This is a genomic window from Pantoea sp. AN62, from assembly GCF_050432985.1.
Lineage (GTDB): Bacteria > Pseudomonadota > Gammaproteobacteria > Enterobacterales > Enterobacteriaceae > Pantoea > Pantoea brenneri.
The window spans coordinates 1-20,406 of record NZ_JBNPYB010000012.1 but is presented as its reverse complement, the minus strand read 5'-3'; the positions used below and the strand labels follow the sequence as shown (position 1 = coordinate 20,406).

Here is a 20,406-nt window from a genome sequence, read left to right as displayed (position 1 = left end):
ATCAGAGATCGTCTGTGTAACCCAGGCTGCGCAGCGCACGTTCGTCGTCCGCCCAGCCCGATTTCACTTTAACCCACAGTTCGAGATGCACTTTCGCTTCGAACATATCTTCCATGTCTTTACGCGCTTCAATGCCGATAGTTTTGATCTTGCTGCCTTTGTTACCAATCACCATCTTCTTCTGACCTTCACGCTCAACCAGAATCAGGCCATTGATGTCGTAGCCGCCGCGTTCGTTAGAGACGAAGCGTTCAATTTCTACCGTCACCGAGTAAGGCAGTTCAGCACCGAGGAAACGCATCAGCTTCTCACGGATGATCTCCGACGCCATAAAGCGCTGTGAACGGTCAGTGATGTAATCTTCCGGGAAGTGGTGATCGGCCTGGCGCAGATGTTTACGGGTAATCGCCGCAATGGTATCGACGTTCTTTCCGCTTTCCGCCGAGATCGGTACGATATCGAGGAAGTTCATCTGCTGGCTCAGGAACTGCAGGTGCGGCAGCAGAATACTCTTGTCCTGGATGTTATCGACTTTGTTGATCGCCAGCACCACCGGCACTTTGCCGTCGCGCAGTTTGCCTAACACCATTTCATCATCCGGCGTCCAGCGGGTGCCTTCAACCACGAAGATCACCAGTTCCACGTCGCCAATTGAGCTGCTGGCGGCGCGGTTCATCAGACGGTTAATCGCGCGTTTCTCTTCCATGTGCAGGCCGGGCGTATCGACGTAGATCGCCTGATAGGCGCCTTCGGTATGGATGCCCATGATGCGGTGGCGCGTGGTTTGCGGCTTACGCGAGGTGATCGACACCTTCTGTCCCAGCAACTGGTTCAGTAAAGTGGATTTGCCGACGTTAGGTCGGCCGACAATCGCGACAAAGCCGCAATAAGTTACGTTTTCGCTCATTCGAGTCCTGAGTTATTCAGCGCCTGTTCAGGCGCCGGGATAGTGCATATTCGGGTCATGATTGATTCAGCGTCGGTTCAGACGCCAGGGCCAGCAGGCAGTCAGGTCATGATACATCGGGCACCGTTGCCGGTGCCCGGGTCAGGGGAATTATTCGAGACCCAGTTTAATCAGCGCCTGTTCGGCGGCTGCCTGTTCTGCTTTACGGCGGCTGGAGCCTACGCCCACCACCGGATCGGCCATGCCACTCACCTGACAGTGAATGGTGAATTCCTGATCGTGAGCTTCGCCACGCACCTGTACCACCAGATAGCTTGGCAGCGGCAGGTGACGCCCCTGCAGATACTCCTGCAGACGCGTTTTCGGATCTTTTTGTTTGTCGCCAGGACTGATTTCGTCGAGGCGGCTCTGATACCAGTCGAGGATCAGTTTTTCTACCGTCTGGATACTGCTATCGAGGAAGATACCGCCAATCAGCGCTTCCACTGTATCCGCCAGGATCGATTCGCGACGGAAACCGCCGCTTTTCAGCTCACCAGGCCCTAAACGCAGGCATTCGCCGAGATCAAATTCACGCGCCATTTCCGCCAGCGTATTACCGCGCACCAGCGTGGCGCGCATGCGGCTCATGTCACCTTCATCAACCCGCGGAAAGCGGTGATAAAGCGCGTTCGCAATCACATAGCTGAGAATGGAATCGCCGAGAAATTCAAGACGCTCGTTGTGCTTACTGCTGGCGCTGCGGTGAGTCAGGGCCTGCTGTAACAGTTCCGAATGAGTAAAAGTGTAGCCCAGTTTGCGCTGAAGCTTGTTAATCAGGATGGGGTTCATGCGATTCCAGTTCTTTGTTGCGTCTGTGACTCTGCATACCAAACAGGGCTGAGAATCCAACACATTCCGTTTGGTGTGCAGTGGCCTCCCGCAGGAGGCCACCCGATTTGCCTGTTAATCAGACAATACTTTTAGTGGATGCCGCCGATACGACTGAATCGCACGCCGGTAGGCCACTGTCCTTCTTGTTTCTCAAAGCTCATCCAGATAGCGACCGCTTTACCGACCAGATTACGCTCCGGGACAAAGCCCCAGTAGCGGCTGTCGGCGCTGTTATCACGGTTATCGCCCATCATGAAATATTGCCCTTTCGGCACTACCCAGCTCGCCTGTGGCTGACCCGGCTGCTGGTAATACATGCCCGCCTGACTCTGCGCTTCGTTCACCAGCAGGATGTCATGGGTCACGTTGCCAATCGTCTCTTTACGGGTGCCGAGGCGTAAGCCACCGCGCATCGTATCGCCCTGTGGCACCTGATAAAAACCGTTGCCAGTTTCGTTACCATCAAAGCCGCTGAAGGTCTGAATAAAGTTGCTCGGCTCAACGTCGGTATAAGTCACCGCTAACGCGGTGTCACAGGCTTTACCGTCGGTACAGGCTGGCTTGACCGTCAGGGTTTTGCTGTAAGGATCATAGATCACTTTATCGCCAGGTAAACCAATCACGCGTTTAATGTAGTCGAGGCTCGGATCTTTCGGGTATTTAAATACCGCGATGTCACCGCGCTTTGGCTGACCGGTCGGGATCAGCGTGGTCTGAGTGATTGGATCTTTAATTCCATAGGCAAACTTCTCCACCAGGATAAAATCGCCAATCAGCAGCGTCGGCATCATCGATCCCGAAGGGATCTGGAACGGTTCGTAAATAAACGAACGCACGATGAACACCACGGCCAGTACCGGGAACACCGAGGCGGTAGTTTCAACCCAGCCCGGCTGCGACGATACTTTCGCCAGCGTTTTGCTGTCGAGCGTATTACCGGTTTGCGCCTGAGCCGCCGCCTGTTTAGCCCGACGTTGCGGTGCCCATTTAAAACGATCAATAACCCAGACGATGCCAGTAATCAGCGTCGCTATCGCCAGTATCAGGGCGAACATATTAGCCATTGGAAATCCTTATTTGCTGTCCTTACCGACATGCAGAATCGCGAGGAAGGCTTCCTGCGGCAGCTCAACGTTACCGACCTGCTTCATTCGCTTCTTACCGTCTTTCTGCTTCTGCAACAGTTTCTTCTTACGGCTGACGTCGCCGCCATAACACTTGGCGAGTACGTTTTTACGCAGCTGTTTAACCGTTGAACGCGCGATAATGTGGTTGCCGATTGCCGCCTGAATCGCAATATCAAACTGCTGACGCGGGATGAGCTCTTTCATCTTCTCAACCAGATCGCGTCCACGATACGGTGCGTTTTCACGGTGGGTAATCAGCGCCAGCGCATCGACACGTTCGGAGTTAATCAGAACGTCGACGCGCACCATGTCAGAGGCCTGGAAACGTTTAAAGTTGTAATCCAGCGAAGCATAGCCGCGTGAGGTGGATTTCAGACGGTCGAAGAAGTCGAGCACCACTTCTGCCATCGGAATCTCGTAAGTCAGCGCGACCTGATTGCCGTGGTAAACCATATTGGTCTGAACGCCACGTTTCTCAATGCACAGTGTAATGACGTTGCCCAGATATTCCTGCGGCAGCAGCATATGACACTCGGCGATCGGTTCGCGCAGCTCTTCAATATTATTCAGCGCTGGCAACTTAGACGGGCTGTCTACGTAGACCACGTCGCCGCTGGTGGTAACCACTTCATACACCACGGTCGGTGCCGTGGTAATTAAATCGAGATCGTATTCACGCTCCAGACGCTCCTGGATGATCTCCATGTGCAGCAGACCGAGGAAGCCGCAGCGGAAACCAAAGCCCAGCGCCGTCGAGCTTTCTGGCTCATAGAACAGCGAGGCGTCATTCAGGCTCAGTTTGCCGAGCGCATCACGGAACGCTTCATAGTCGTCAGAGCTGATCGGGAACAGACCGGCATAAACCTGCGGCTTCACTTTTTTAAAGCCTGGCAGCGCTTTGTCTGCCGGGTTACGCGCGGTGGTCAGGGTGTCCCCTACCGGCGCGCCGAGGATGTCTTTAATCGCACAGACCAGCCAGCCAACTTCACCGCAGTTAAGCTCGGTACGGTCAACCTGCTTCGGGGTGAAGATGCCGAGACGGTCAGCGTTATACACCTGGCCAGTACTCAGAACCTTAATTTTATCGCCCTTGCGCATGGTGCCGTTTTTAACCCGCACCAGCGACACCACACCGAGGTAGTTATCGAACCAGGAGTCGATAATCAGCGCCTGCAGCGGTGCTTCCGGATCGCCTTCTGGCGGCGGGATGTCACGCACTAAACGTTCCAGCACTTCCGGTACGCCAACGCCGGTTTTTGCCGAGCAGCGCACCGCGTCAGTAGCATCAATGCCGACGATATCTTCAATTTCCTGCGCCGCACGATCGGGATCGGCCGCTGGCAGGTCAATTTTGTTCAGAACCGGCACTACTTCCAGATCCATCTCAATCGCGGTGTAGCAGTTCGCCAGGGTCTGCGCTTCTACGCCCTGCCCGGCATCCACCACCAGCAGTGCGCCTTCACAGGCCGCCAGTGAGCGGGAAACTTCATAGGAGAAGTCAACGTGACCCGGAGTGTCGATGAAATTGAGCTGGTAAGTTTCGCCGTCTTTCGCGTGGTAATCGAGCGTTACGCTCTGTGCTTTGATGGTAATACCGCGCTCGCGTTCCAGATCCATAGAGTCAAGAACCTGGGCAGCCATCTCACGGGCGGTGAGGCCACCACAAATCTGAATCAGGCGGTCAGAGAGCGTAGATTTACCATGGTCGATGTGGGCGATGATGGAGAAATTTCTTATGTGCTTCATTTATATGAATATCTTCGCATAGAGAATCAGTTGAAAACCTGAGCACAGACACATTCAGGAAGATCGCTCTTTACCCACAATCCTGTCAGCCTCATTAATGACGACGCATATTACACTGTTAACGCCGCGCATAAAAGAATGGAACGTTGTGGAAGCGAAACAGAGTTTTGCGTAAGGGAGAACAGACAAAGGCCGCGGAGTGCGCGGCCTGGAGATGCGTTACGCTTCGCTTTCAACGCGCAGCGCATCAGGAGGTAATGCGATGTTCAGGATCACCGGTTGAAAGGCGTCGCGATCGCCCAGTTTCATCGAGACGCCTTTGGCGATAATAAAGCCGCCAATCCCGCCCAGCAGCGCACCGCTGGCGGCCGCCAGATCGCTGCTGAACAGCGCCTGAAACAGCCCTGCCACCACAAACAAACCCAACAGCGGCGTCATATAGACCAGCAACGCCGAGCCCAGCAGGCTGCTCTCGCGGATACCCAGTTCGATACGCTGACCCGGCTGCAGCGGTTTGCTGCTGGCGATCTGCATTACGTGGGCATTTTTCGGGCCGAGTTTGTTCAGCATGTGGCTGCCGCAACCTTTACGCGCCTGGCAGCTGTTGCAGGAGGTTTTCGCTTCAGTATGCAGAGTGGCGATGCCATCCTGCCATGCCACCACGGTGGCCCATTCTCTCATCATTTTTGTGACCCCAGGTCGATGCTGTCCGCAATGCGTTTTGCTGTCGAAGGCGGTAATTCGCCGACCACCGCAATCTCGCTATTATTGCGCACAACCGTTTGTACCGTACGACGTCCAGTGCGCAATGTCTGGGTGGTACTGCTTTTATCGGCCGGAGTGATATTAATGGCGAAGCTGAACAGGCCGTCGCTGTAGAGACGCGACTCCATGTTTTTGTTCAGCGCGGGCAACGTACGACGATTCTGAGAGACCAGCGTCATGCCGGCGGGTATCCAGCCTGGCTGCCAGTTGAGCATCACCGCATCCCCTTTCGGGACGGAGAGCGATGGCGGCAGGTTGGCCTTCTCCAGCCCCTGCATCAGGTTACGCACCCCTTCATCCACCGCGAAGCTGATGACACGGAACTGCTCCAGCGTTTCACCGTCGCGGTCCAGCAGGTCAATCCGCAGAGGCAGCCTGGTATCCACATCCAGCCAGACGACATAGCTGTAGCGGGTGCCATCGCGTGACACGATGCGCAATACGTCGCACATCTGATCGGCAATACGCGAGCGGCCAACGGTAATGAAGTCGTACGCACTGCCCAGCTTGGTGAAGTCTGCAAAAATCACCGACGGCAGCGCATCGATAATGTGGTTACCGGGCAGCGAAAACGGCTCAAGGCCAGGTTCGAAGTAGCTGATATCGTTGCCACGCTGGATCACTTCACGTCGCGGGCCGTCCATCTGCAACAGCTGAGCAAAAATACGCTCATCAATCACAGCATGACGATAACGCAATGATTCAATGCCGAGGCGGGAGACGTTGATATAGGCGAATTCGTAGTTGAGGTTTTGACTTGCCTGCTCCATCTGCTGCAATAACGCCCCGGACGCAGAAGGTTGCGCCGGGGCGGCAGATGACCACAACAGGCTGCCTGTCAGCAGGCTAACAGCATACCAAAGCGGCTTCATTACTGCTGCTGGAGTCCTAAGGATTGGTTTCCGGGAACATCAGCCTGTGCTTGTTTCGGTGCATCGGTTTCAAACTGCAGCTGATCGGCATGTAAACGGCGTTGCAGTTCATAATCCTGCAGCATCGCATTGACGCGACGACGCTGATCCTGAACCTGCTGATTAGCGCTGTTGGTATCAAACGCATCAGAAGGCACGCCGAGGCTGACCGGTGAGGCTTTGCCCATCATCGGCAGCGTGTTAAACACCGGAGAATCGGACGATTCAGCCGTGCCGCCGTTTGGCTGGTTGTAGTGCTGGACGCCAACGATAACTGCCAGAGAAACACAGGCAGCCACGCCGACCTGGGTTAACTGTGCTGCCCATGGACGCACTTTCTGCCAGAACGGCATTTTTTCCCAGCGGGAAGGTTCTGGCTGCGCTTCAGGGATCAGCGGTGTAACAGTACGCAGCGGTTCTTTTTCGATGGCAGCGGCAACGCGCGCAGAGATATCGAAATGCAGGAACTCGCCAACATCGCCGCGCATGGTATCGCGAATCAGATGGTAGCTTTCCCAGCTTTTCTGTAGATCTGCATCCTTCGATAAGGCTGAGAACAGCTCGTTATCTAAGGTCTCACCATCCATTAAAGCGGAAAGTTTTTCTTTCTGCATGCCTATGTACCCTTCCAGTAGCCGTTATCACTGACGTTGGATAAGCGGTTGAACTTTATTATCAATGGCCTCTCGCGCACGGAAGATACGTGACCGAACAGTGCCTACCGGGCAATCCATAATGACGGCGATCTCTTCATAGCTCAGGCCGTCCAGTTCCCTGAGGGTGATTGCCATACGCAAGTCCTCGGGTAGCGCCTCGATGGTACGAAAGACAATTTGTTTCAATTCGTCAGACAACATTAAGTTCTCAGGGTTCGAAATTTCTTTTAATGCACCCGCACTTTCGAAATTTTCTGCGTCAATCGCATCCACATCGCTGGATGGCGGACGTCGCCCCTGAGCAACCAGGTAATTTTTCGCTGTATTAACCGCAATGCGGTACAGCCAGGTATAAAACGCGCTATCGCCCCGGAAAGAGTCCAGTGCGCGATACGCTTTAATAAACGATTCCTGTACTACATCAGGCACATCGCCCGACGGAACATAGCGTGAAACCAGGCTCGCCACTTTATGCTGGTAACGAATTACCAGTAAGTTGAAAGCTTTTTGATCTCCCTTCTGTACCCGTTCAACGAGGATCTGATCCGTTAACTGCTCGCTCATCCGAGGTAATGTCTCCCCAAATTTTTTATACGCGTAAAGTAACTGCCAGCACATCTCAATGGTTCTGAGCAAGCATGCGCTTAGAGTTGTGATGTGGTGCGAAGTTCACTTATCGCCCTAATATTTACCGCTCCGCTGGTGATTATCCGGCTTGTTCATTTTCGTTCAGTACAGGGAGCGTAAATCGCAGGCAGAGTAACCTATGACAACGGCTTTTTCATCTTTAAATCCCTGCGCTTAATTAAGTTTGGTATAAAAAACACTTTTTAAACCGTCCCGAATTTAACCTGCTGATTGTTAGCGACATTTAGCCTGACGCTGCCTGGCGCGTGGAAAATTTGTTCAAAATACTTCACAGCAACCGGCTTAACGCTTATGCTCAGGCCTATTCTTGTTTAGTAAATTAAACACCATGACAAATGCAAATCCGGATTATCAGTGTGATGTATTGATTGTGGGCAGCGGTGCCGCCGGCCTGTCGCTGGCGTTACGGCTGGCCAGACATTATCAGGTGCTGGTGCTCAGCAAAGCGCAGGTCAATGAGGGCTCCACCCTGTATGCGCAGGGCGGTATCGCGGCGGTGTTCGATGAAACCGACAGCATTGAGTCGCACGTGGAGGATACGCTGATTGCCGGTGCCGGCCTGTGCGATCGCGACGCCGTTTCGTTTATTGCCAGCAATGCCCGTCACTGCGTGCAGTGGCTGATTGATAACGGGGTCGCCTTTGATATCGATCCGCAGGCGGCAGGCGAGATGCGCTATCACCTGACCCGTGAAGGCGGCCACAGTCATCGCCGCATTCTGCACAGTGCCGATGCCACCGGCCGCGCGGTAGAAACCACGCTGGTCAGTCAGGCGCTGAGCCATCCCAACATCCGGATTCTGGAACGCACTAACGCGGTCGATCTCATTCTTTCAGACAAACTGGGCCTGCCCGGACCACGCCGTGCTGTGGGTGCGTGGATCTGGAACCGCAATCGCGAGCAGGTGGAAACCTGTAGCGCCCGCGCCGTCGTGGTCGCAACCGGCGGCGCAGCCAAAGTCTATCAATACACCACCAATCCCGATATTGCCTCTGGCGATGGAATTGCGATGGCGTGGCGTGCCGGCTGCCGGGTCGCCAATCTGGAGTTTAACCAGTTTCACCCGACTTGCCTGTTTCATCCGCAGGCGCAGAATTTCCTGCTAACCGAAGCATTACGTGGCGAAGGTGCCTGGCTGCTGCGTCCTGACGGCAGCCGTTTCATGCCCGATTTTGATCAACGGGCTGAACTGGCGCCGCGTGACATCGTCGCCCGGGCGATAGACCACGAAATGAAACGGCTGGGCGTGGACTGCATGTATCTCGATATCAGTCATCAGCCGGAAGCATTTGTCCGCGCTCACTTCCCGATGATTTACGACAAGCTGCTGACCTTTGGCTTTGATCTGACCAAACAGCCGATTCCAATTGTGCCTGCCGCGCACTATACCTGCGGCGGCGTGATGGTCGATCAGCAGGGGCGTACCGATCTCAATGGCCTGTATGCGATTGGTGAAGTGAGTTATACCGGCCTGCACGGCGCTAACCGGATGGCGTCCAACTCACTGCTGGAGTGTCTGGTTTATGGCTGGTCAGCCGCGGAGGATTTGATTCGCACCCTGCCCGACGTCGAAGCGGTGACTACCCTGCCCGGCTGGGATGAAAGCCAGGTCGATGATGCGGATGAGCGGGTGATCATCCAGCATAACTGGCACGAGCTGCGGCTGTTTATGTGGGATTACGTTGGCATTGTGCGAACCACCAAGCGCCTTGAGCGGGCGTTGCGCCGCATCACGCTGCTGCAGCAGGAAATTGATGAGTATTACCATCACTTCCGCCTCTCTAACAATCTGCTGGAGCTGAGGAATCTGGTGCAGGTCGCCGATCTCATGGTGCGCTGCGCGCTGGAGCGAAAAGAGAGCCGCGGACTGCACTACATCCGCGACTATCCCGACCTGTTACCCGAAGCGCTGCCGACCATCCTGACGCCGCCCGGTTACAGGAACAGGTAGAATGCCCGCGTCAGGCAACACCAGTCTTCGGAATAGTGGGTGTCGGGCGCGCGAATGGCAAGACGCTCCAGCAGCGTTTCGCCGGCCTGCGGAGAGAAAGCCAGCAGCACGCGATGCGGCGGGCGATGAGCATATTCCGCCACGTCCAGCCGAAAACGTAAATGCCAGCCATCGGCCAGCGCCTGGCTGATAAACGTTTCGCCGGTCGCGGTGGGCAGTACCACGCAGAACATCCCCTCTTCTTCAATCAGCAACGCTGCGCTGCGTAACAGGGTCTGATGATCGAGGGTGCGGGTCGCACGGGCGCTGTCCCGCGCCGCAGTGGAACAGGCTACGCCAGGCGCAAAGTACGGAGGATTGCTGACAATCAGCGAATAACGCTGCTCGCAGTCTTCGGCCCAGCGGGCGATATCCTGCTGATGGATGTGAATACGCTGCGGCCACGGCGACTGCTGTACATTCTCGCGTGCCTGCTGCGCCGCCTCACCGTCTAACTCGACCGCATCAATCTCAACCGGCGACGACGTGCGCTGCGCCAGCATCAGCGCGATCAGTCCGCTGCCGCTGCCAATGTCCAGAATCCGTCTGACGCCAGCCACCGGTGCCCAGGCACCGAGCAGAATGGCATCGGTACCGACTTTCATCGCACAGCGATCGTGCGCGACAAAAAATTGTTTAAAGGTAAATCCGTTCTTGTTTAACTGGGGCCGCTCACGCGGCTTATCGTGCATCATGGGTCGCTACCATTCACTTTTTTTCTGCCGTGCGGCAGCGCATAAGTGTAACGTGACAGGTAAGGGAATTCACGCAGCAGACCATACCTGGCGGATTAACAGATGAAGATTATGTCTGATCTGTCTATAATCAGCGCCCCAAACTGAGGTAGACCATGACAGTAACCACATTTTCCGAACTCGAACTCGACGAAAGCCTGCTGCAAGCGCTGCAGGAAAAAGGCTTTACGCGCCCAACAGTGATTCAGGCTGCTGCAATTCCGCCCGCGCTTGAGGGCCGCGACGTTCTGGGTTCGGCACCTACCGGGACCGGGAAAACTGCCGCCTATCTGCTACCGGCGCTGCAGCACCTGCTTGATTTCCCCCGTAAGAAATCTGGCCCGCCCCGCATTCTGATCGTCACACCAACCCGCGAACTGGCGATGCAGGTCGCCGACCAGGCGCGTGAACTGGCGAAACATACCCATCTGGATATCGCTACCATCACCGGCGGCGTGGCCTATATGAACCACGCTGAAGTGTTCAGCGAAAACCAGGACATTGTGGTGGCGACCACCGGTCGTCTGCTGCAATACATCAAAGAAGAGAACTTTGACTGCCGCGCAGTTGAAACGCTGGTGCTCGATGAAGCGGACCGCATGCTGGACATGGGTTTCGCACAGGATATCGAAACCATCGCGGCAGAAACCCGCTGGCGCAAGCAAACGCTGCTGTTTTCCGCCACGCTGGAAGGCGAAAACATCAAAGACTTCGCCGAGCGTCTGCTGAACGATCCGGTTGAACTGGAAGCCGATCCCAGCCGCCGTGAACGTAAAAAGATCCAGCAGTGGTACTATCGCGCTGACGATCTGGAGCATAAAACCAAATTACTGGTTCATTTGCTGAAACAGCCGGAAGTGACGCGCTGCATCGTGTTTGTGCGTAAACGTGAGCGTCTGCATGAGCTGGTCAGCTGGCTGCACGAAGCGGGGATTCGTAGCAGCTATCTGGAAGGCGAGATGGTGCAGGCCAAGCGTAACGAAGCGATTAAACGTCTGAGTGAAGGCCGGGTCAACGTGCTGGTCGCCACCGATATCGCGGCGCGTGGTATTGATGTTGAGGAAGTCAGTCACGTCTTTAACTTCGATATGCCGCGCACCGCTGATACCTATCTGCACCGTATAGGCCGTACCGGCCGTGCCGGCCGCAAAGGAATCGCGATCTCGCTGGTCGAAGCGCATGACTACGTACTGCTGGGTAAAATCAGCCGCTACGTCAATGAGCCGCTGAAAGCCCGCGTGGTGGATGAATTGCGTCCTGAGACGCGCGCGCCGCACGCCAAAACCACCGGGAAACCGTCGAAAAAGGCGCTGGCTAAGCGAGCTGAGAAGAAATCCAGCGAAGCTGAAAAACCGCGGGTGAAAAAACGTCACCGCGATGCCAAAAATATCGGTAAACGCCGCAAGCCGAGCGGCAGCGCGCCGGCTAATGAGAATGCGGAATAAATCATCGCAGCCATAAAAAAATCGCCTCATCAGAGGCGATTTTTTTGATTTAATCATCAGTAACAGGCAGTTGGTGCCATTTTCAGTGTCTGATGGCGATCCGGCGATAACTGCCACCACACCGCCAGCCAATCTGGCTGCTATCTTATTAATATTCTGATAAAAATTGCTGTGTGCGCTTTGCGTTATTTTTCAGCGCCGGTTAACTGATGTCACTCAGAGACTTTCGGTGAAAGTACGGGCAATCACGTCGCGTTGCTGTTCTGGCGTCAGTGAGTTAAAACGCACCGCATAACCGGAAACGCGAATGGTCAGCTGCGGATAATTTTCAGGATGCTTAACGGCATCTTCCAGTGTTTCACGACGCAGAACGTTGACGTTCAGATGCTGACCGCCTTCTACCCGCACCTGCGGTTTAATTTCTACCGGCACTTCACGGTAGGTGAATTCACCCAGTTCGCTAAGCGCAACCACCTGATCTTCTTCATAGTCGCCTTTGGCACACAGGCAGCGAGCCTGAGCTTTCTCTTCGTCTAACAGCCAGAAAGAATTAAGGAGTTGGGGTTTATTAGTTTGTGTGATCTGGATACCAGTAATCATGTCAGCGCCTCCAGGGCAATGCGTGAATGAATCAAATTTGAGGCTCCGGTATAGCACTCTCCCACGCCGTCAGCCTTGACCTGGGTCAATTTTAACCGGTCATAAAGTCTCCTTTTTCGCTAACTGACTGATCTCAAACCGCTGCTGATATTAACTTTTTTTGCATTATTAAAAATATTTTTGCCCTTCAGCTCAGGGGCAGGAACGGCTAAGCTTACGGCACAAACCTTAAGGGAGTGGATTATGGCTGAAAAGCTGACCTGGCACGACGTGCTGGCTGAAGAGAAACAGAAACCCTATTTTACCGAGACGCTGAAACTCGTGGCGGATGAGCGTGCTGCAGGCGTGACGGTTTACCCACCGCAAAAGGATGTGTTCAATGCCTTTCGCCTGACTGAGTTAGGCGACGTCAAAGTGGTGATTCTGGGTCAGGACCCGTACCACGGCCCTAAACAGGCGCACGGACTGGCCTTTTCGGTGCTGCCCGGCGTGCAGGTACCGCCGTCGCTGCAAAACATCTACAAAGAGCTATTGCAGGACATTCCGGGCTTTCAGAAGCCGGACCATGGTTTTCTCGAAAGCTGGGCGAAACAGGGCGTGATGTTGCTGAATACGGTGTTAACAGTGGAAGCGGGCAAGGCCCATTCCCATGCGCGCTTTGGCTGGGAAACCTTTACCGATAATGTGATTGCCGCGATTAACCAGCATCGTGAAGGGGTGGTGTTCCTGCTGTGGGGCTCCCACGCACAGAAGAAAGGCAGCATTATTGACCGTCAGCGCCATCACGTATTGCAGGCGCCGCACCCTTCGCCGCTCTCGGCGCATCGGGGCTTTTTTGGCTGTCAGCACTTCTCGAAAACTAACGCCATACTGCGTGAAGCCGGTCAGGAACCGATTGACTGGACGCCGGTACTGCCTGAATAAGCAGCAAGGCACACGGCCGCGACACTGCGCGGCCGTGGAACGGATTCAGGCGTGAAATCAGCCTTTCGCTTTGGCAACCGCCACCATCGCCGGACGCAGTAAGCGGCCATTCAGCGTGTAGCCACGTTGCATCACCAGCATCACCTGGTTCGGTTCAAACTCTTCAGACTCCATCATCGACATCGCCTGATGCACTTCGGGATTGAATGGCACGCCAGTTTCGCCCACCACTTCTACACCGAATTTGCGGACTGCGCCGAGCAGACCTTTCAGGGTCAGTTCAATCCCTTCGATCATCGGAGCCAGTTGCGCGTCTTCTTTGTTCGCCACTTCCAGCGCACGCTCAAGACTGTCGATCACCGGCAGCAATTCGTTGGCAAATTTCTCCAGGGCGAATTTATGCGCCTTCTCAACGTCCATTTCGGCACGGCGACGAATGTTCTCAATTTCAGCCTGCGCACGCAGTTGTGCATCACGCACGCCGGTTTGCGACTGCGCTAATTCAGCTTCGAGCTGAGCAATACGCTCATCACGCGGATCCACCTCAGCCGCTGTCTCCGCTTCCTGAGGTTGTTGCTGATCCTGCTGAATTTCGTCTGAGACTTGCTCGTTTGGGGTGTTCTGTTCTTTACTACTCATGAATTTCTCCGCGTTTTGCACATTCATTTCGCTGGTTGGCTTATTATGGGGATCGGTTTGACGGTTTCAAGGGAACCTATCACATTGCCTTGCCGTTTTGGCTTATAAGGAACACCCACTCGATGAACAAACACTTTAACTGCATTGGTATTGTGGGTCATCCACGCCATCCCACCGCGTTAACCACGCATGAGATGCTCTGGCGCTGGCTGACCGCCAAAGGTTATCAAGTGATCGTGGAGAAGCAAATCGCGCAGGAGCTGGCGCTACACGACGTCCAGACCGGGACGCTGGCTGAGATTGGTCAACAGGCAGATCTGGCGGTGGTGGTCGGCGGTGACGGCAATATGCTGGGCGCGGCCCGGGTGCTGGCGCGCTATGACATCAAGGTTATTGGCATTAACCGCGGCAACCTCGGCTTTCTGACCGATCTCGACCCGGATAATGCGCAGCAGCAACTGGATGAAGTATTGCAGGGCAACTACTTCGTTGAGAGCCGCTTTTTACTGGAAGCCCAGGTATGTAAATCAGACTGTTCGCCACGCATTGGCTCGGCGATCAATGAAGTGGTGCTGCATCCCGGAAAAGTGGCGCACATGATCGAGTTTGAAGTCTATATCGATGAAGTGTTTGCCTTTTCCCAGCGCTCAGACGGCCTGATTATCTCCACGCCGACCGGTTCCACCGCCTACTCGCTTTCTGCCGGCGGCCCGATACTCACGCCTTCGCTGGAGGCAATTGTGCTGGTGCCGATGTTCCCGCATACGCTGTCGGCCCGTCCGCTGGTGATTAACAGCAGCAGTACCATCCGGTTGCGCTTTTCTTCACGCCGGAGCGACCTAGAGATCAGCTGCGACAGCCAGATTGCGCTGCCGATCCAGGAAGGTGAGGATGTGCTGATCCGACGCAGTGCCAGTCACCTGAATCTGATTCACCCTAAAAACTACAGCTATTTCAATACGCTGAGTTCGAAACTGGGCTGGTCAAAAAAATTGTTCTGAAAAGCCGTGCCGCCTCTTTACTGGATAAAATTCCAGTTTATACTGTATGAAAAACCATATGTGTTTATTCATACAGGTGAACCTATGCTGGCCCAACTGACCATCAGTAATTTCGCTATCGTTCGTGAGCTCGACATTGATTTCCAACGCGGTATGACAGCAATCACTGGTGAGACCGGTGCCGGTAAATCTATCGCGATTGATGCCCTGGGATTATGCCTGGGCGGTCGCGCAGATGCCGACATGGTGCGTCAGGGCGCCAGCCGGGCCGATCTTTGCGCCCGCTTCCAGCTTAAGTCCTCCCCTTCTGCTCAGCGCTGGCTGATGGATAACCATCTGGATGATGGCAATGAGTGTCTGCTGCGTCGGGTGATTAGCGCGGACGGACGCTCACGCGGGTTCATCAACGGCACGGCGGTTCCGCTGTCGCAGCTGCGCGACCTCGGCCAGTTACTGATTCAGATTCACGGCCAGCACGCGCACCAGTTGCTGCTCAAACCTGAGCACCAGAAACATCTGCTGGATGCCTACGCCGGTCATGACGATCTGCTGCAGCGCATGCGTACTCATTATCAGGCCTGGCATCAGAGCTGCCGCACCCTGGCACTGCATCAGCAGCAGGCTCAGGAGCGTGAAGCACGTCGCGAACTGCTGCAATATCAGCTGAAAGAGCTGAACGAGTTTGCACCGCAGGCTGGTGAATATGAGCAGATTGACGAAGAGTACAAGCGGCTGGCAAACAGCGGACAGCTGCTGTCGACCAGTCAGCAGGCGCTGCAACTGCTTGCGGATAGCGACGATAACAATCTCTGCAGCCTGCTCTACAGCGCTCGTGAGATGCTGTCTGAGCTGACCTCGCTGGATGAGAAACTGAACGGGGTTTATAACCTGCTGGAAGAAGCGGCCATTCAGCTGAGTGAAGCCAGCGACGAGCTGCGTCATTACTGCGACAGCCTCGATCTCGATCCGAATCGTCTGTATGAACTGGAGCTGCGTATTTCACGCCAGATCGCTCTGGCGCGTAAGCATCACGTTACGCCGGAAAATCTGCCTGAACTGCATCAGCAGTTACTGGCGGAAGCGGAGTTGCTGTCACAGCATGAAAGCGATCAGGAGAGCCTGCAGTCGCTGGTTGGCGAGCACTATCAGGCAGCCCTGTTAAGCGCGGAGCAGCTTCATCAGCACCGCACTCAGTACGCTGAGGAGCTGCAGCAGCTGATTACCCAGAGCATGCATCTGCTCTCTATGCCGCACGGCCAGTTTAAGATTGCCCTGACCTTTAACCCGGATCAGCTGACTGCTGAAGGTGCCAGCCGCATCGACTTCCAGGTGACGACTAACCCTGGTCAACCGCTGCAGCCGCTTGGCAAAGTCGCCTCCGGCGGTGAGCTGTCCCGTATCGCGCTGGCGATTCAGGTCATCACTGCGAAGAAAATGGAAACGCCAGCGATGATTTTCGATGAAGTCGATGTCGGGATCAGCGGTCCGACCGCCGCCGTAGTAGGCAAACTGCTGCGCCAGCTGGGCGAATCGACTCAGGTGATGTGTGTGACTCACCTGCCGCAGGTAGCAGGCTGTGGTCATCAGCACTTCTTTGTCAGCAAAGAGACCGATGGCGCCATGACCGAAACCCATATGCAGCCGCTGGACAAGCGCGCGCGGCTGCAGGAACTGGCGCGACTGCTGGGCGGTAGCGAGGTTACACGCAACACCCTGGCTAACGCCAAAGAACTTTTAGCCGCCTGATAGCGCACTTTTTTAACCTGCCGTGGTCATATGCATGCTCTGTAGAGGTTCCCAATAGCGAAAAGGTTTATTATCATCGGCACTTATGTCGCCAAAGTAATAAAGCCTGCCGCAGGCAGAGTTCAGATTTTGTTGGCAAAAAAACAGCCTGTAAAAGGCGTTTGGCCCCGGAAAAGGAATGTATAGATGCGCTGTAAAACGCTGACTGCCGCGGCAGTGGTAATGTTGATGATGACCGCCGGATGTTCCACCTTAGAGCGCGTGGTATATCGTCCTGATATCAACCAGGGTAACTATCTGGTTGCCAATGATGTGGCCAAGATTCACACCGGTATGACCCAGCAGCAGGTGGCTTACACGCTCGGTACGCCAATGATGAAAGATCCGTTCGGCAGCAACGTCTGGTATTACGTTTTCCGTCAGGAACCAGGCCATGAGCGCGTTCAGCAGCAGACGCTGACGCTCAATTTTGATGGTAACGGCGTCCTGACCAATATCGACAACAAGCCGAATCTGGCGCAAAAAAGCGACTAACTAAACGGCAGACAGCAAAAAAGGCGCACTGAGCGCCTTTTTTTATGCTGCGGATTAACAGGTCATTGCTGCCCTGCCGTCTGCTGCTTACTTTTTACCGGATGCAGAGCGCTCTGCGCGTTGACGACGCAGCTCTTTAGGATCGGCAATCAGCGGTCGATAGATTTCAATCCGATCGCCTTCATCCACCACATCACTGAGCTTCACGGCCCGGCTGTAGATACCTACTTTATTACTGCTGAGGTCGATTTCACGGCGCAGTTCCAGAATTCCGGATTGCTGTATCGCCTGCTCTACCGTGCTGCCCTGCTCCACTTTGACGTAGAGCTGGTATTGCTTTTCAGGCAGCGCGTAGACCACCTCAACCGAAATATCAGGCACTGTAAACCTCTTTGGCACGCTGGGTGAAGGCCTGCACCATACTGTTGGCCAGCTCTTTGAAGATCCGACCAAAGGCCATCTCTACCAGCATGTTGGTGAATTCAAACTCCAGGCTTAACTCAACCTTGCAGGCGTCATCGCCCAGCGAGATGAATTTCCAGCCGCCGGTCAGCTTACGGAACGGCCCGTCAACCAGCTGCATATGAATGCTCTGGTTATCCGTCAGGGTATTGCGGGTGGTAAATGTTTTGCTGATGCCTGCTTTCGACACATCCACGGACGCGGTCATTTGATTCTCTGACGCATCCAGCACGCGGCTTCCGGTGCAACCCGGCAGAAATTGCGGGTAAGCATCCACATCATTTACAAGTTTGTACATCTGCCCGGCACTAAACGGGACCAGCGCCGAACGACTAATCTGAGCCATAATGGTTCCTGTTCATCACGAAACCGCTGAATAATAGCATTTTCAGCGATTAAACAAAAATGCCCCCGAGTAAGGGTGTGCTAGAATATCCCGTTTCCTGCTGCCCCGCTGGACTGGGGATGCGATAACCGACTAAGTGATGTAAAATACGCCGCACTATGACAAAGAAAAAATCACACAAACCCGGTTCTGCCACTGTTGCCATGAACAAACGCGCCCGCCACGAATACTTCATCGAAGAGGAGTATGAAGCGGGATTATCGTTGCAAGGATGGGAAGTTAAATCACTTCGTGCCGGCAAAGCCAACATCAGCGACAGCTATATTCTGCTGCGCGATGGCGAAGCGTTCCTGTTTGGTTCAACCTTTCAACCCTTAGCCGTTGCCTCCACCCATGTGGTGTGCGATCCCACGCGTAGCCGCAAGCTGCTGCTGAAGCAACGTGAGCTGGATTCACTGTATGGCCGCGTCAATCGCGAAGGTTATACCATCGTAGCGCTCTCGCTCTACTGGAAGAACGCCTGGTGTAAACTGAAGATTGGTGTTGCACGCGGTAAGAAAGAGCATGATAAACGTGACGATATCAAAGACCGCGAATGGCAACTGGATAAAGCACGTATCATGAAGAATTCAAAGCGTTAAGCGCTGGATTCTGACCTGCTTTTTTGCTAGTATTTGAAGTTCTGGGGCTGATTCTGGATTCGACGGGATTGTGAAGCCTTAGGAGCATGCCGAGGGGCGGTTTGCCTCGTAAAAAGCCGCAAAAAAATAGTCGCAAACGACGAAAACTACGCACTAGCAGCTTAATAACCTGCTTAGAGCCTTCTCTCCCTAGCTTCCGCTCTTAAGACGGGGATCAAGAGAAGTCAAACCCAAAAGAGATCGCGTGGATGCCTTGCCTGGGGTTGAAGCGTTAAATCCAATCAGGCTAGTCTGTTAGTGGCGTGTCTGTTCGCAGCTAACCGGCGAATGTAAAAACTGACTAAGCATGTAGTGCCGACGGTGTAGTAATTTCGGACGCGGGTTCAACTCCCGCCAGCTCCACCAAAATTCTTCAAAGATGGTTCCAGTGCCATCCGCAGAAGTCCTGAAAGCCCGCACGGCACAAGCCCTGCGGGCTTTTTTGTGTCTGTAACCTTCCGAGGCGATCCGCCTGAATCCAGAGATAATTGGTACACGAATTGGTACACGTTATAATGTGTACCAAAAACGTGTACCAATTATGGACGGAAACCAGTCATGGCGCGGATGACACGCCCACTCACCAATAACGAAATCCTCAAAGCTAAGCCTCAAGAGAAAGACTTCACACTGCATGATGGCGATGGACTTTTCCTGCTCGTCAAAACATCAGGTAAGAAGCTGTGGCGTTTTCGCTACCAGCGACCAAATAGTAGTAGCCGCACAAATCTGAGCCTAGGCTCTTACCCTGCCCTGACGCTCGCTGTAGCACGCCAGATGCGTGACCAGTATCTATCGCTACTTGCGCAAGGGATTGACCCGCAAAAACAGCAAGAGGAAGTATCAGAGCAACGACAAATTGAGCTGGATAGCATTTTTTCAGTTGTGGCCGGAAGGTGGTTCCAGCTCAAAAGCAAAAGCGTCACTGAGGATTACGCGAAGGATATTTGGCGATCGCTGGAAAAGGATGTTTTTCCCGCTATTGGTGAAATTCCTGTCCAACTACTTAAAGCTAGAACGATAGTAGAATCGCTTGAGCCTATCAAAGCGCGCGGAGCGCTTGAGACAGTTCGCCGTCTTGTTCAGCGTATTAACGAGATCATGATATATGCGGTCAACACCGGGTTGATTGATGCTAACCCTGCTTCAGGTGTTGGGATGGCTTTTGAAAAACCCAAAAAGCAAAACATGCCGACATTACGACCGGAAGAACTGCCAAAGCTAATGCGTTCATTAGTGATGTCCAATCTCTCAATAGCCACCCGATGTTTAATAGAGTGGCAACTACTCACCCTGGTAAGACCTTCAGAAGCCTCGGGAACAGAGTGGGCAGAAATCGACTTAGATTCGAAACTTTGGGTTATTCCAGCAGAGCGCATGAAGGCCAAGCGTGAACATGTCGTTCCTTTATCGAAACAAGCTTTGGAAATTCTCGAGGTTATGCGGCCTCTAAGCTCTAACAGGCAACATGTTTTTCCAAGCCGTAACGATCCCAAACAACCAATGAATAGCCAGACTGCGAATGCCGCGTTAAAGCGCATGGGTTATGGCGGTAAGTTGGTTGCTCATGGTCTTCGTGACCTGCCCCCAGGATTAGATACAACGCTCACTTAGTAATGTCGGAACCTTCATTTTCAGAATTACCCTTTCTCCAGCCCGCCGCAAATTCAGA

At 54.1% G+C, this 20,406-nt stretch carries 21 protein-coding genes and 1 other RNA gene; 9 read left to right on the top strand and 13 right to left on the bottom strand.

Features of this window, described 5'->3' with window-relative positions; translation table 11 throughout:
- Position 1: 1 nt before the first annotated feature.
- The 8 genes from era to rpoE form a co-directional block, all read right to left on the bottom strand.
- Complete coding sequence (gene era / locus FHW04_RS14915; RefSeq protein WP_031376278.1) at positions 2 to 907, bottom strand: GTPase Era; 906 nt, start codon at positions 905 to 907, stop codon at positions 2 to 4.
- Between the two features lie 150 nt (positions 908 to 1,057).
- On the bottom strand, positions 1,058 to 1,738 hold the full coding sequence (gene rnc / locus FHW04_RS14910; RefSeq protein ID WP_031376279.1) for a ribonuclease III: 681 nt from the start codon (positions 1,736 to 1,738) through the stop codon (positions 1,058 to 1,060).
- A 131-nt stretch (positions 1,739 to 1,869) separates the two neighbouring features.
- On the bottom strand, positions 1,870 to 2,844 hold the full coding sequence (gene lepB / locus FHW04_RS14905) for a signal peptidase I (protein WP_031376280.1): 975 nt from the start codon (positions 2,842 to 2,844) through the stop codon (positions 1,870 to 1,872).
- 9 nt (positions 2,845 to 2,853) lie between these two features.
- Entirely contained in the window at positions 2,854 to 4,653 is a 1,800-nt protein-coding gene (gene lepA, locus FHW04_RS14900) for a translation elongation factor 4 (RefSeq protein ID WP_031376281.1), read from the bottom strand.
- A gap of 219 nt (positions 4,654 to 4,872) precedes the next feature.
- Positions 4,873 to 5,337, bottom strand: a complete 465-nt coding sequence (rseC, locus tag FHW04_RS14895) for a SoxR-reducing system protein RseC (protein WP_089561662.1) — start codon at positions 5,335 to 5,337, stop codon at positions 4,873 to 4,875.
- Positions 5,334 to 6,290 carry a sigma-E factor regulatory protein RseB gene (gene rseB, locus FHW04_RS14890; RefSeq protein WP_089561661.1) on the bottom strand — a complete coding sequence of 319 codons (957 nt, stop codon included), beginning with the start codon at positions 6,288 to 6,290 and terminating at the stop codon, positions 5,334 to 5,336. The genes rseC and rseB overlap by 4 nt, the downstream gene beginning before the upstream one ends.
- Positions 6,290 to 6,943 carry an anti-sigma-E factor RseA gene (rseA, locus tag FHW04_RS14885; protein WP_031376284.1) on the bottom strand — a complete coding sequence of 218 codons (654 nt, stop codon included), beginning with the start codon at positions 6,941 to 6,943 and terminating at the stop codon, positions 6,290 to 6,292. Before rseA ends, rseB begins: the two co-directional genes overlap by 1 nt.
- Before the next feature lie 27 nt (positions 6,944 to 6,970).
- On the bottom strand, positions 6,971 to 7,549 hold the full coding sequence (gene rpoE, locus FHW04_RS14880; RefSeq protein ID WP_031376285.1) for an RNA polymerase sigma factor RpoE: 579 nt from the start codon (positions 7,547 to 7,549) through the stop codon (positions 6,971 to 6,973).
- Positions 7,550 to 7,961: 412 nt separating this feature from the next.
- Here rpoE and nadB point away from each other — a divergent pair, with 412 nt between their 5' ends.
- On the top strand, positions 7,962 to 9,584 hold the full coding sequence (gene nadB / locus FHW04_RS14875) for an L-aspartate oxidase (RefSeq protein WP_069728760.1): 1,623 nt from the start codon (positions 7,962 to 7,964) through the stop codon (positions 9,582 to 9,584).
- Here the strand turns inward: nadB and trmN are convergent.
- Complete coding sequence (trmN, locus tag FHW04_RS14870; protein ID WP_031376287.1) at positions 9,569 to 10,318, bottom strand: tRNA(1)(Val) (adenine(37)-N(6))-methyltransferase TrmN; 750 nt, start codon at positions 10,316 to 10,318, stop codon at positions 9,569 to 9,571. The genes nadB and trmN overlap by 16 nt on opposite strands.
- 155 nt (positions 10,319 to 10,473) lie before the next feature.
- Between trmN and srmB the strand changes: the two genes are divergently transcribed.
- Positions 10,474 to 11,802, top strand: a complete 1,329-nt coding sequence (srmB, locus tag FHW04_RS14865; protein WP_094106159.1) for an ATP-dependent RNA helicase SrmB — start codon at positions 10,474 to 10,476, stop codon at positions 11,800 to 11,802.
- Between the two features lie 216 nt (positions 11,803 to 12,018).
- On the opposite strand, the gene grcA is transcribed toward srmB, so the two are convergent.
- A complete protein-coding gene (grcA, locus tag FHW04_RS14860; protein ID WP_031376289.1) occupies positions 12,019 to 12,402 on the bottom strand; it encodes an autonomous glycyl radical cofactor GrcA in 384 nt (127 codons plus the stop codon).
- 243 nt (positions 12,403 to 12,645) lie between these two features.
- On the opposite strand from grcA, the gene ung reads away from it, so the two are divergent.
- A complete protein-coding gene (gene ung / locus FHW04_RS14855) occupies positions 12,646 to 13,326 on the top strand; it encodes a uracil-DNA glycosylase (RefSeq protein ID WP_089561660.1) in 681 nt (226 codons plus the stop codon).
- Positions 13,327 to 13,383: 57 nt separating this feature from the next.
- Here the strand turns inward: ung and grpE are convergent, their stop codons facing one another.
- The gene (gene grpE, locus FHW04_RS14850) at positions 13,384 to 13,965 is read right to left on the bottom strand and encodes a nucleotide exchange factor GrpE (protein ID WP_031376291.1); all 582 of its coding nucleotides are present in this window, start codon (positions 13,963 to 13,965) and stop codon (positions 13,384 to 13,386) included.
- Between the two features lie 122 nt (positions 13,966 to 14,087).
- Between grpE and nadK the strand changes: the two genes are divergently transcribed.
- The 3 genes from nadK to bamE all read left to right on the top strand — a co-directional run bounded on the left by nadK (position 14,088) and on the right by bamE (position 17,246).
- Positions 14,088 to 14,966: an NAD(+) kinase gene (gene nadK, locus FHW04_RS14845; protein WP_031376292.1), complete on the top strand. Its 879-nt coding sequence runs from the start codon at positions 14,088 to 14,090 to the stop codon at positions 14,964 to 14,966.
- A gap of 84 nt (positions 14,967 to 15,050) precedes the next feature.
- Positions 15,051 to 16,712, top strand: coding sequence for a DNA repair protein RecN (recN, locus tag FHW04_RS14840; protein ID WP_089561659.1), 1,662 nt, complete (start codon positions 15,051 to 15,053; stop codon positions 16,710 to 16,712).
- 186 nt (positions 16,713 to 16,898) lie between these two features.
- On the top strand, positions 16,899 to 17,246 hold the full coding sequence (gene bamE / locus FHW04_RS14835) for an outer membrane protein assembly factor BamE (protein WP_031376294.1): 348 nt from the start codon (positions 16,899 to 16,901) through the stop codon (positions 17,244 to 17,246).
- Positions 17,247 to 17,333: 87 nt separating this feature from the next.
- Here bamE and FHW04_RS14830 read toward each other — a convergent pair whose 3' ends face one another.
- On the bottom strand, positions 17,334 to 17,627 hold the full coding sequence (locus FHW04_RS14830; protein ID WP_031376295.1) for an RnfH family protein: 294 nt from the start codon (positions 17,625 to 17,627) through the stop codon (positions 17,334 to 17,336).
- Positions 17,620 to 18,054 (bottom strand): type II toxin-antitoxin system RatA family toxin, encoded by a 435-nt coding sequence (locus FHW04_RS14825; protein WP_031376296.1) that lies wholly within the window; start codon positions 18,052 to 18,054, stop codon positions 17,620 to 17,622. The genes FHW04_RS14830 and FHW04_RS14825 overlap by 8 nt, the downstream gene beginning before the upstream one ends.
- 158 nt (positions 18,055 to 18,212) lie before the next feature.
- Here FHW04_RS14825 and smpB point away from each other — a divergent pair, with 158 nt between their 5' ends.
- From smpB to FHW04_RS14810, 3 genes are all read left to right on the top strand, one after another.
- A complete protein-coding gene (gene smpB / locus FHW04_RS14820) occupies positions 18,213 to 18,695 on the top strand; it encodes an SsrA-binding protein SmpB (RefSeq protein WP_046288168.1) in 483 nt (160 codons plus the stop codon).
- 43 nt (positions 18,696 to 18,738) lie between these two features.
- Positions 18,739 to 19,100, top strand: a transfer-messenger RNA (tmRNA) gene (gene ssrA / locus FHW04_RS14815).
- Positions 19,101 to 19,292: 192 nt separating this feature from the next.
- Complete coding sequence (locus FHW04_RS14810) at positions 19,293 to 20,348, top strand: integrase domain-containing protein (protein ID WP_227021953.1); 1,056 nt, start codon at positions 19,293 to 19,295, stop codon at positions 20,346 to 20,348.
- The last annotated feature ends 58 nt before the right edge of the window (positions 20,349 to 20,406 follow it).

Bases quoted from the DNA above. Each gene is read 5' to 3' on its own strand.
- era (WP_031376278.1), bottom strand. From the start codon at position 907: ATGAGCGAAAACGTAACTTATTGCGGCTTTGTCGCGATTGTCGGCCGA.
- nadK (WP_031376292.1), top strand. From the start codon at position 14,088: ATGAACAAACACTTTAACTGCATTGGTATTGTGGGTCATCCACGCCAT.
- FHW04_RS14825 (WP_031376296.1), bottom strand. From the start codon at position 18,054: ATGGCTCAGATTAGTCGTTCGGCGCTGGTCCCGTTTAGTGCCGGGCAG.
- trmN (WP_031376287.1), bottom strand. From the start codon at position 10,318: ATGATGCACGATAAGCCGCGTGAGCGGCCCCAGTTAAACAAGAACGGA.
- rnc (WP_031376279.1), bottom strand. From the start codon at position 1,738: ATGAACCCCATCCTGATTAACAAGCTTCAGCGCAAACTGGGCTACACT.
- lepB (WP_031376280.1), bottom strand. From the start codon at position 2,844: ATGGCTAATATGTTCGCCCTGATACTGGCGATAGCGACGCTGATTACT.
- lepA (WP_031376281.1), bottom strand. From the start codon at position 4,653: ATGAAGCACATAAGAAATTTCTCCATCATCGCCCACATCGACCATGGT.
- smpB (WP_046288168.1), top strand. From the start codon at position 18,213: ATGACAAAGAAAAAATCACACAAACCCGGTTCTGCCACTGTTGCCATG.
- srmB (WP_094106159.1), top strand. From the start codon at position 10,474: ATGACAGTAACCACATTTTCCGAACTCGAACTCGACGAAAGCCTGCTG.
- FHW04_RS14810 (WP_227021953.1), top strand. From the start codon at position 19,293: ATGGCGCGGATGACACGCCCACTCACCAATAACGAAATCCTCAAAGCT.
- rseA (WP_031376284.1), bottom strand. From the start codon at position 6,943: ATGCAGAAAGAAAAACTTTCCGCTTTAATGGATGGTGAGACCTTAGAT.
- rpoE (WP_031376285.1), bottom strand. From the start codon at position 7,549: ATGAGCGAGCAGTTAACGGATCAGATCCTCGTTGAACGGGTACAGAAG.
- rseC (WP_089561662.1), bottom strand. From the start codon at position 5,337: ATGATGAGAGAATGGGCCACCGTGGTGGCATGGCAGGATGGCATCGCC.
- bamE (WP_031376294.1), top strand. From the start codon at position 16,899: ATGCGCTGTAAAACGCTGACTGCCGCGGCAGTGGTAATGTTGATGATG.
- recN (WP_089561659.1), top strand. From the start codon at position 15,051: ATGCTGGCCCAACTGACCATCAGTAATTTCGCTATCGTTCGTGAGCTC.
- nadB (WP_069728760.1), top strand. From the start codon at position 7,962: ATGACAAATGCAAATCCGGATTATCAGTGTGATGTATTGATTGTGGGC.
- grpE (WP_031376291.1), bottom strand. From the start codon at position 13,965: ATGAGTAGTAAAGAACAGAACACCCCAAACGAGCAAGTCTCAGACGAA.
- rseB (WP_089561661.1), bottom strand. From the start codon at position 6,290: ATGAAGCCGCTTTGGTATGCTGTTAGCCTGCTGACAGGCAGCCTGTTG.
- grcA (WP_031376289.1), bottom strand. From the start codon at position 12,402: ATGATTACTGGTATCCAGATCACACAAACTAATAAACCCCAACTCCTT.
- ung (WP_089561660.1), top strand. From the start codon at position 12,646: ATGGCTGAAAAGCTGACCTGGCACGACGTGCTGGCTGAAGAGAAACAG.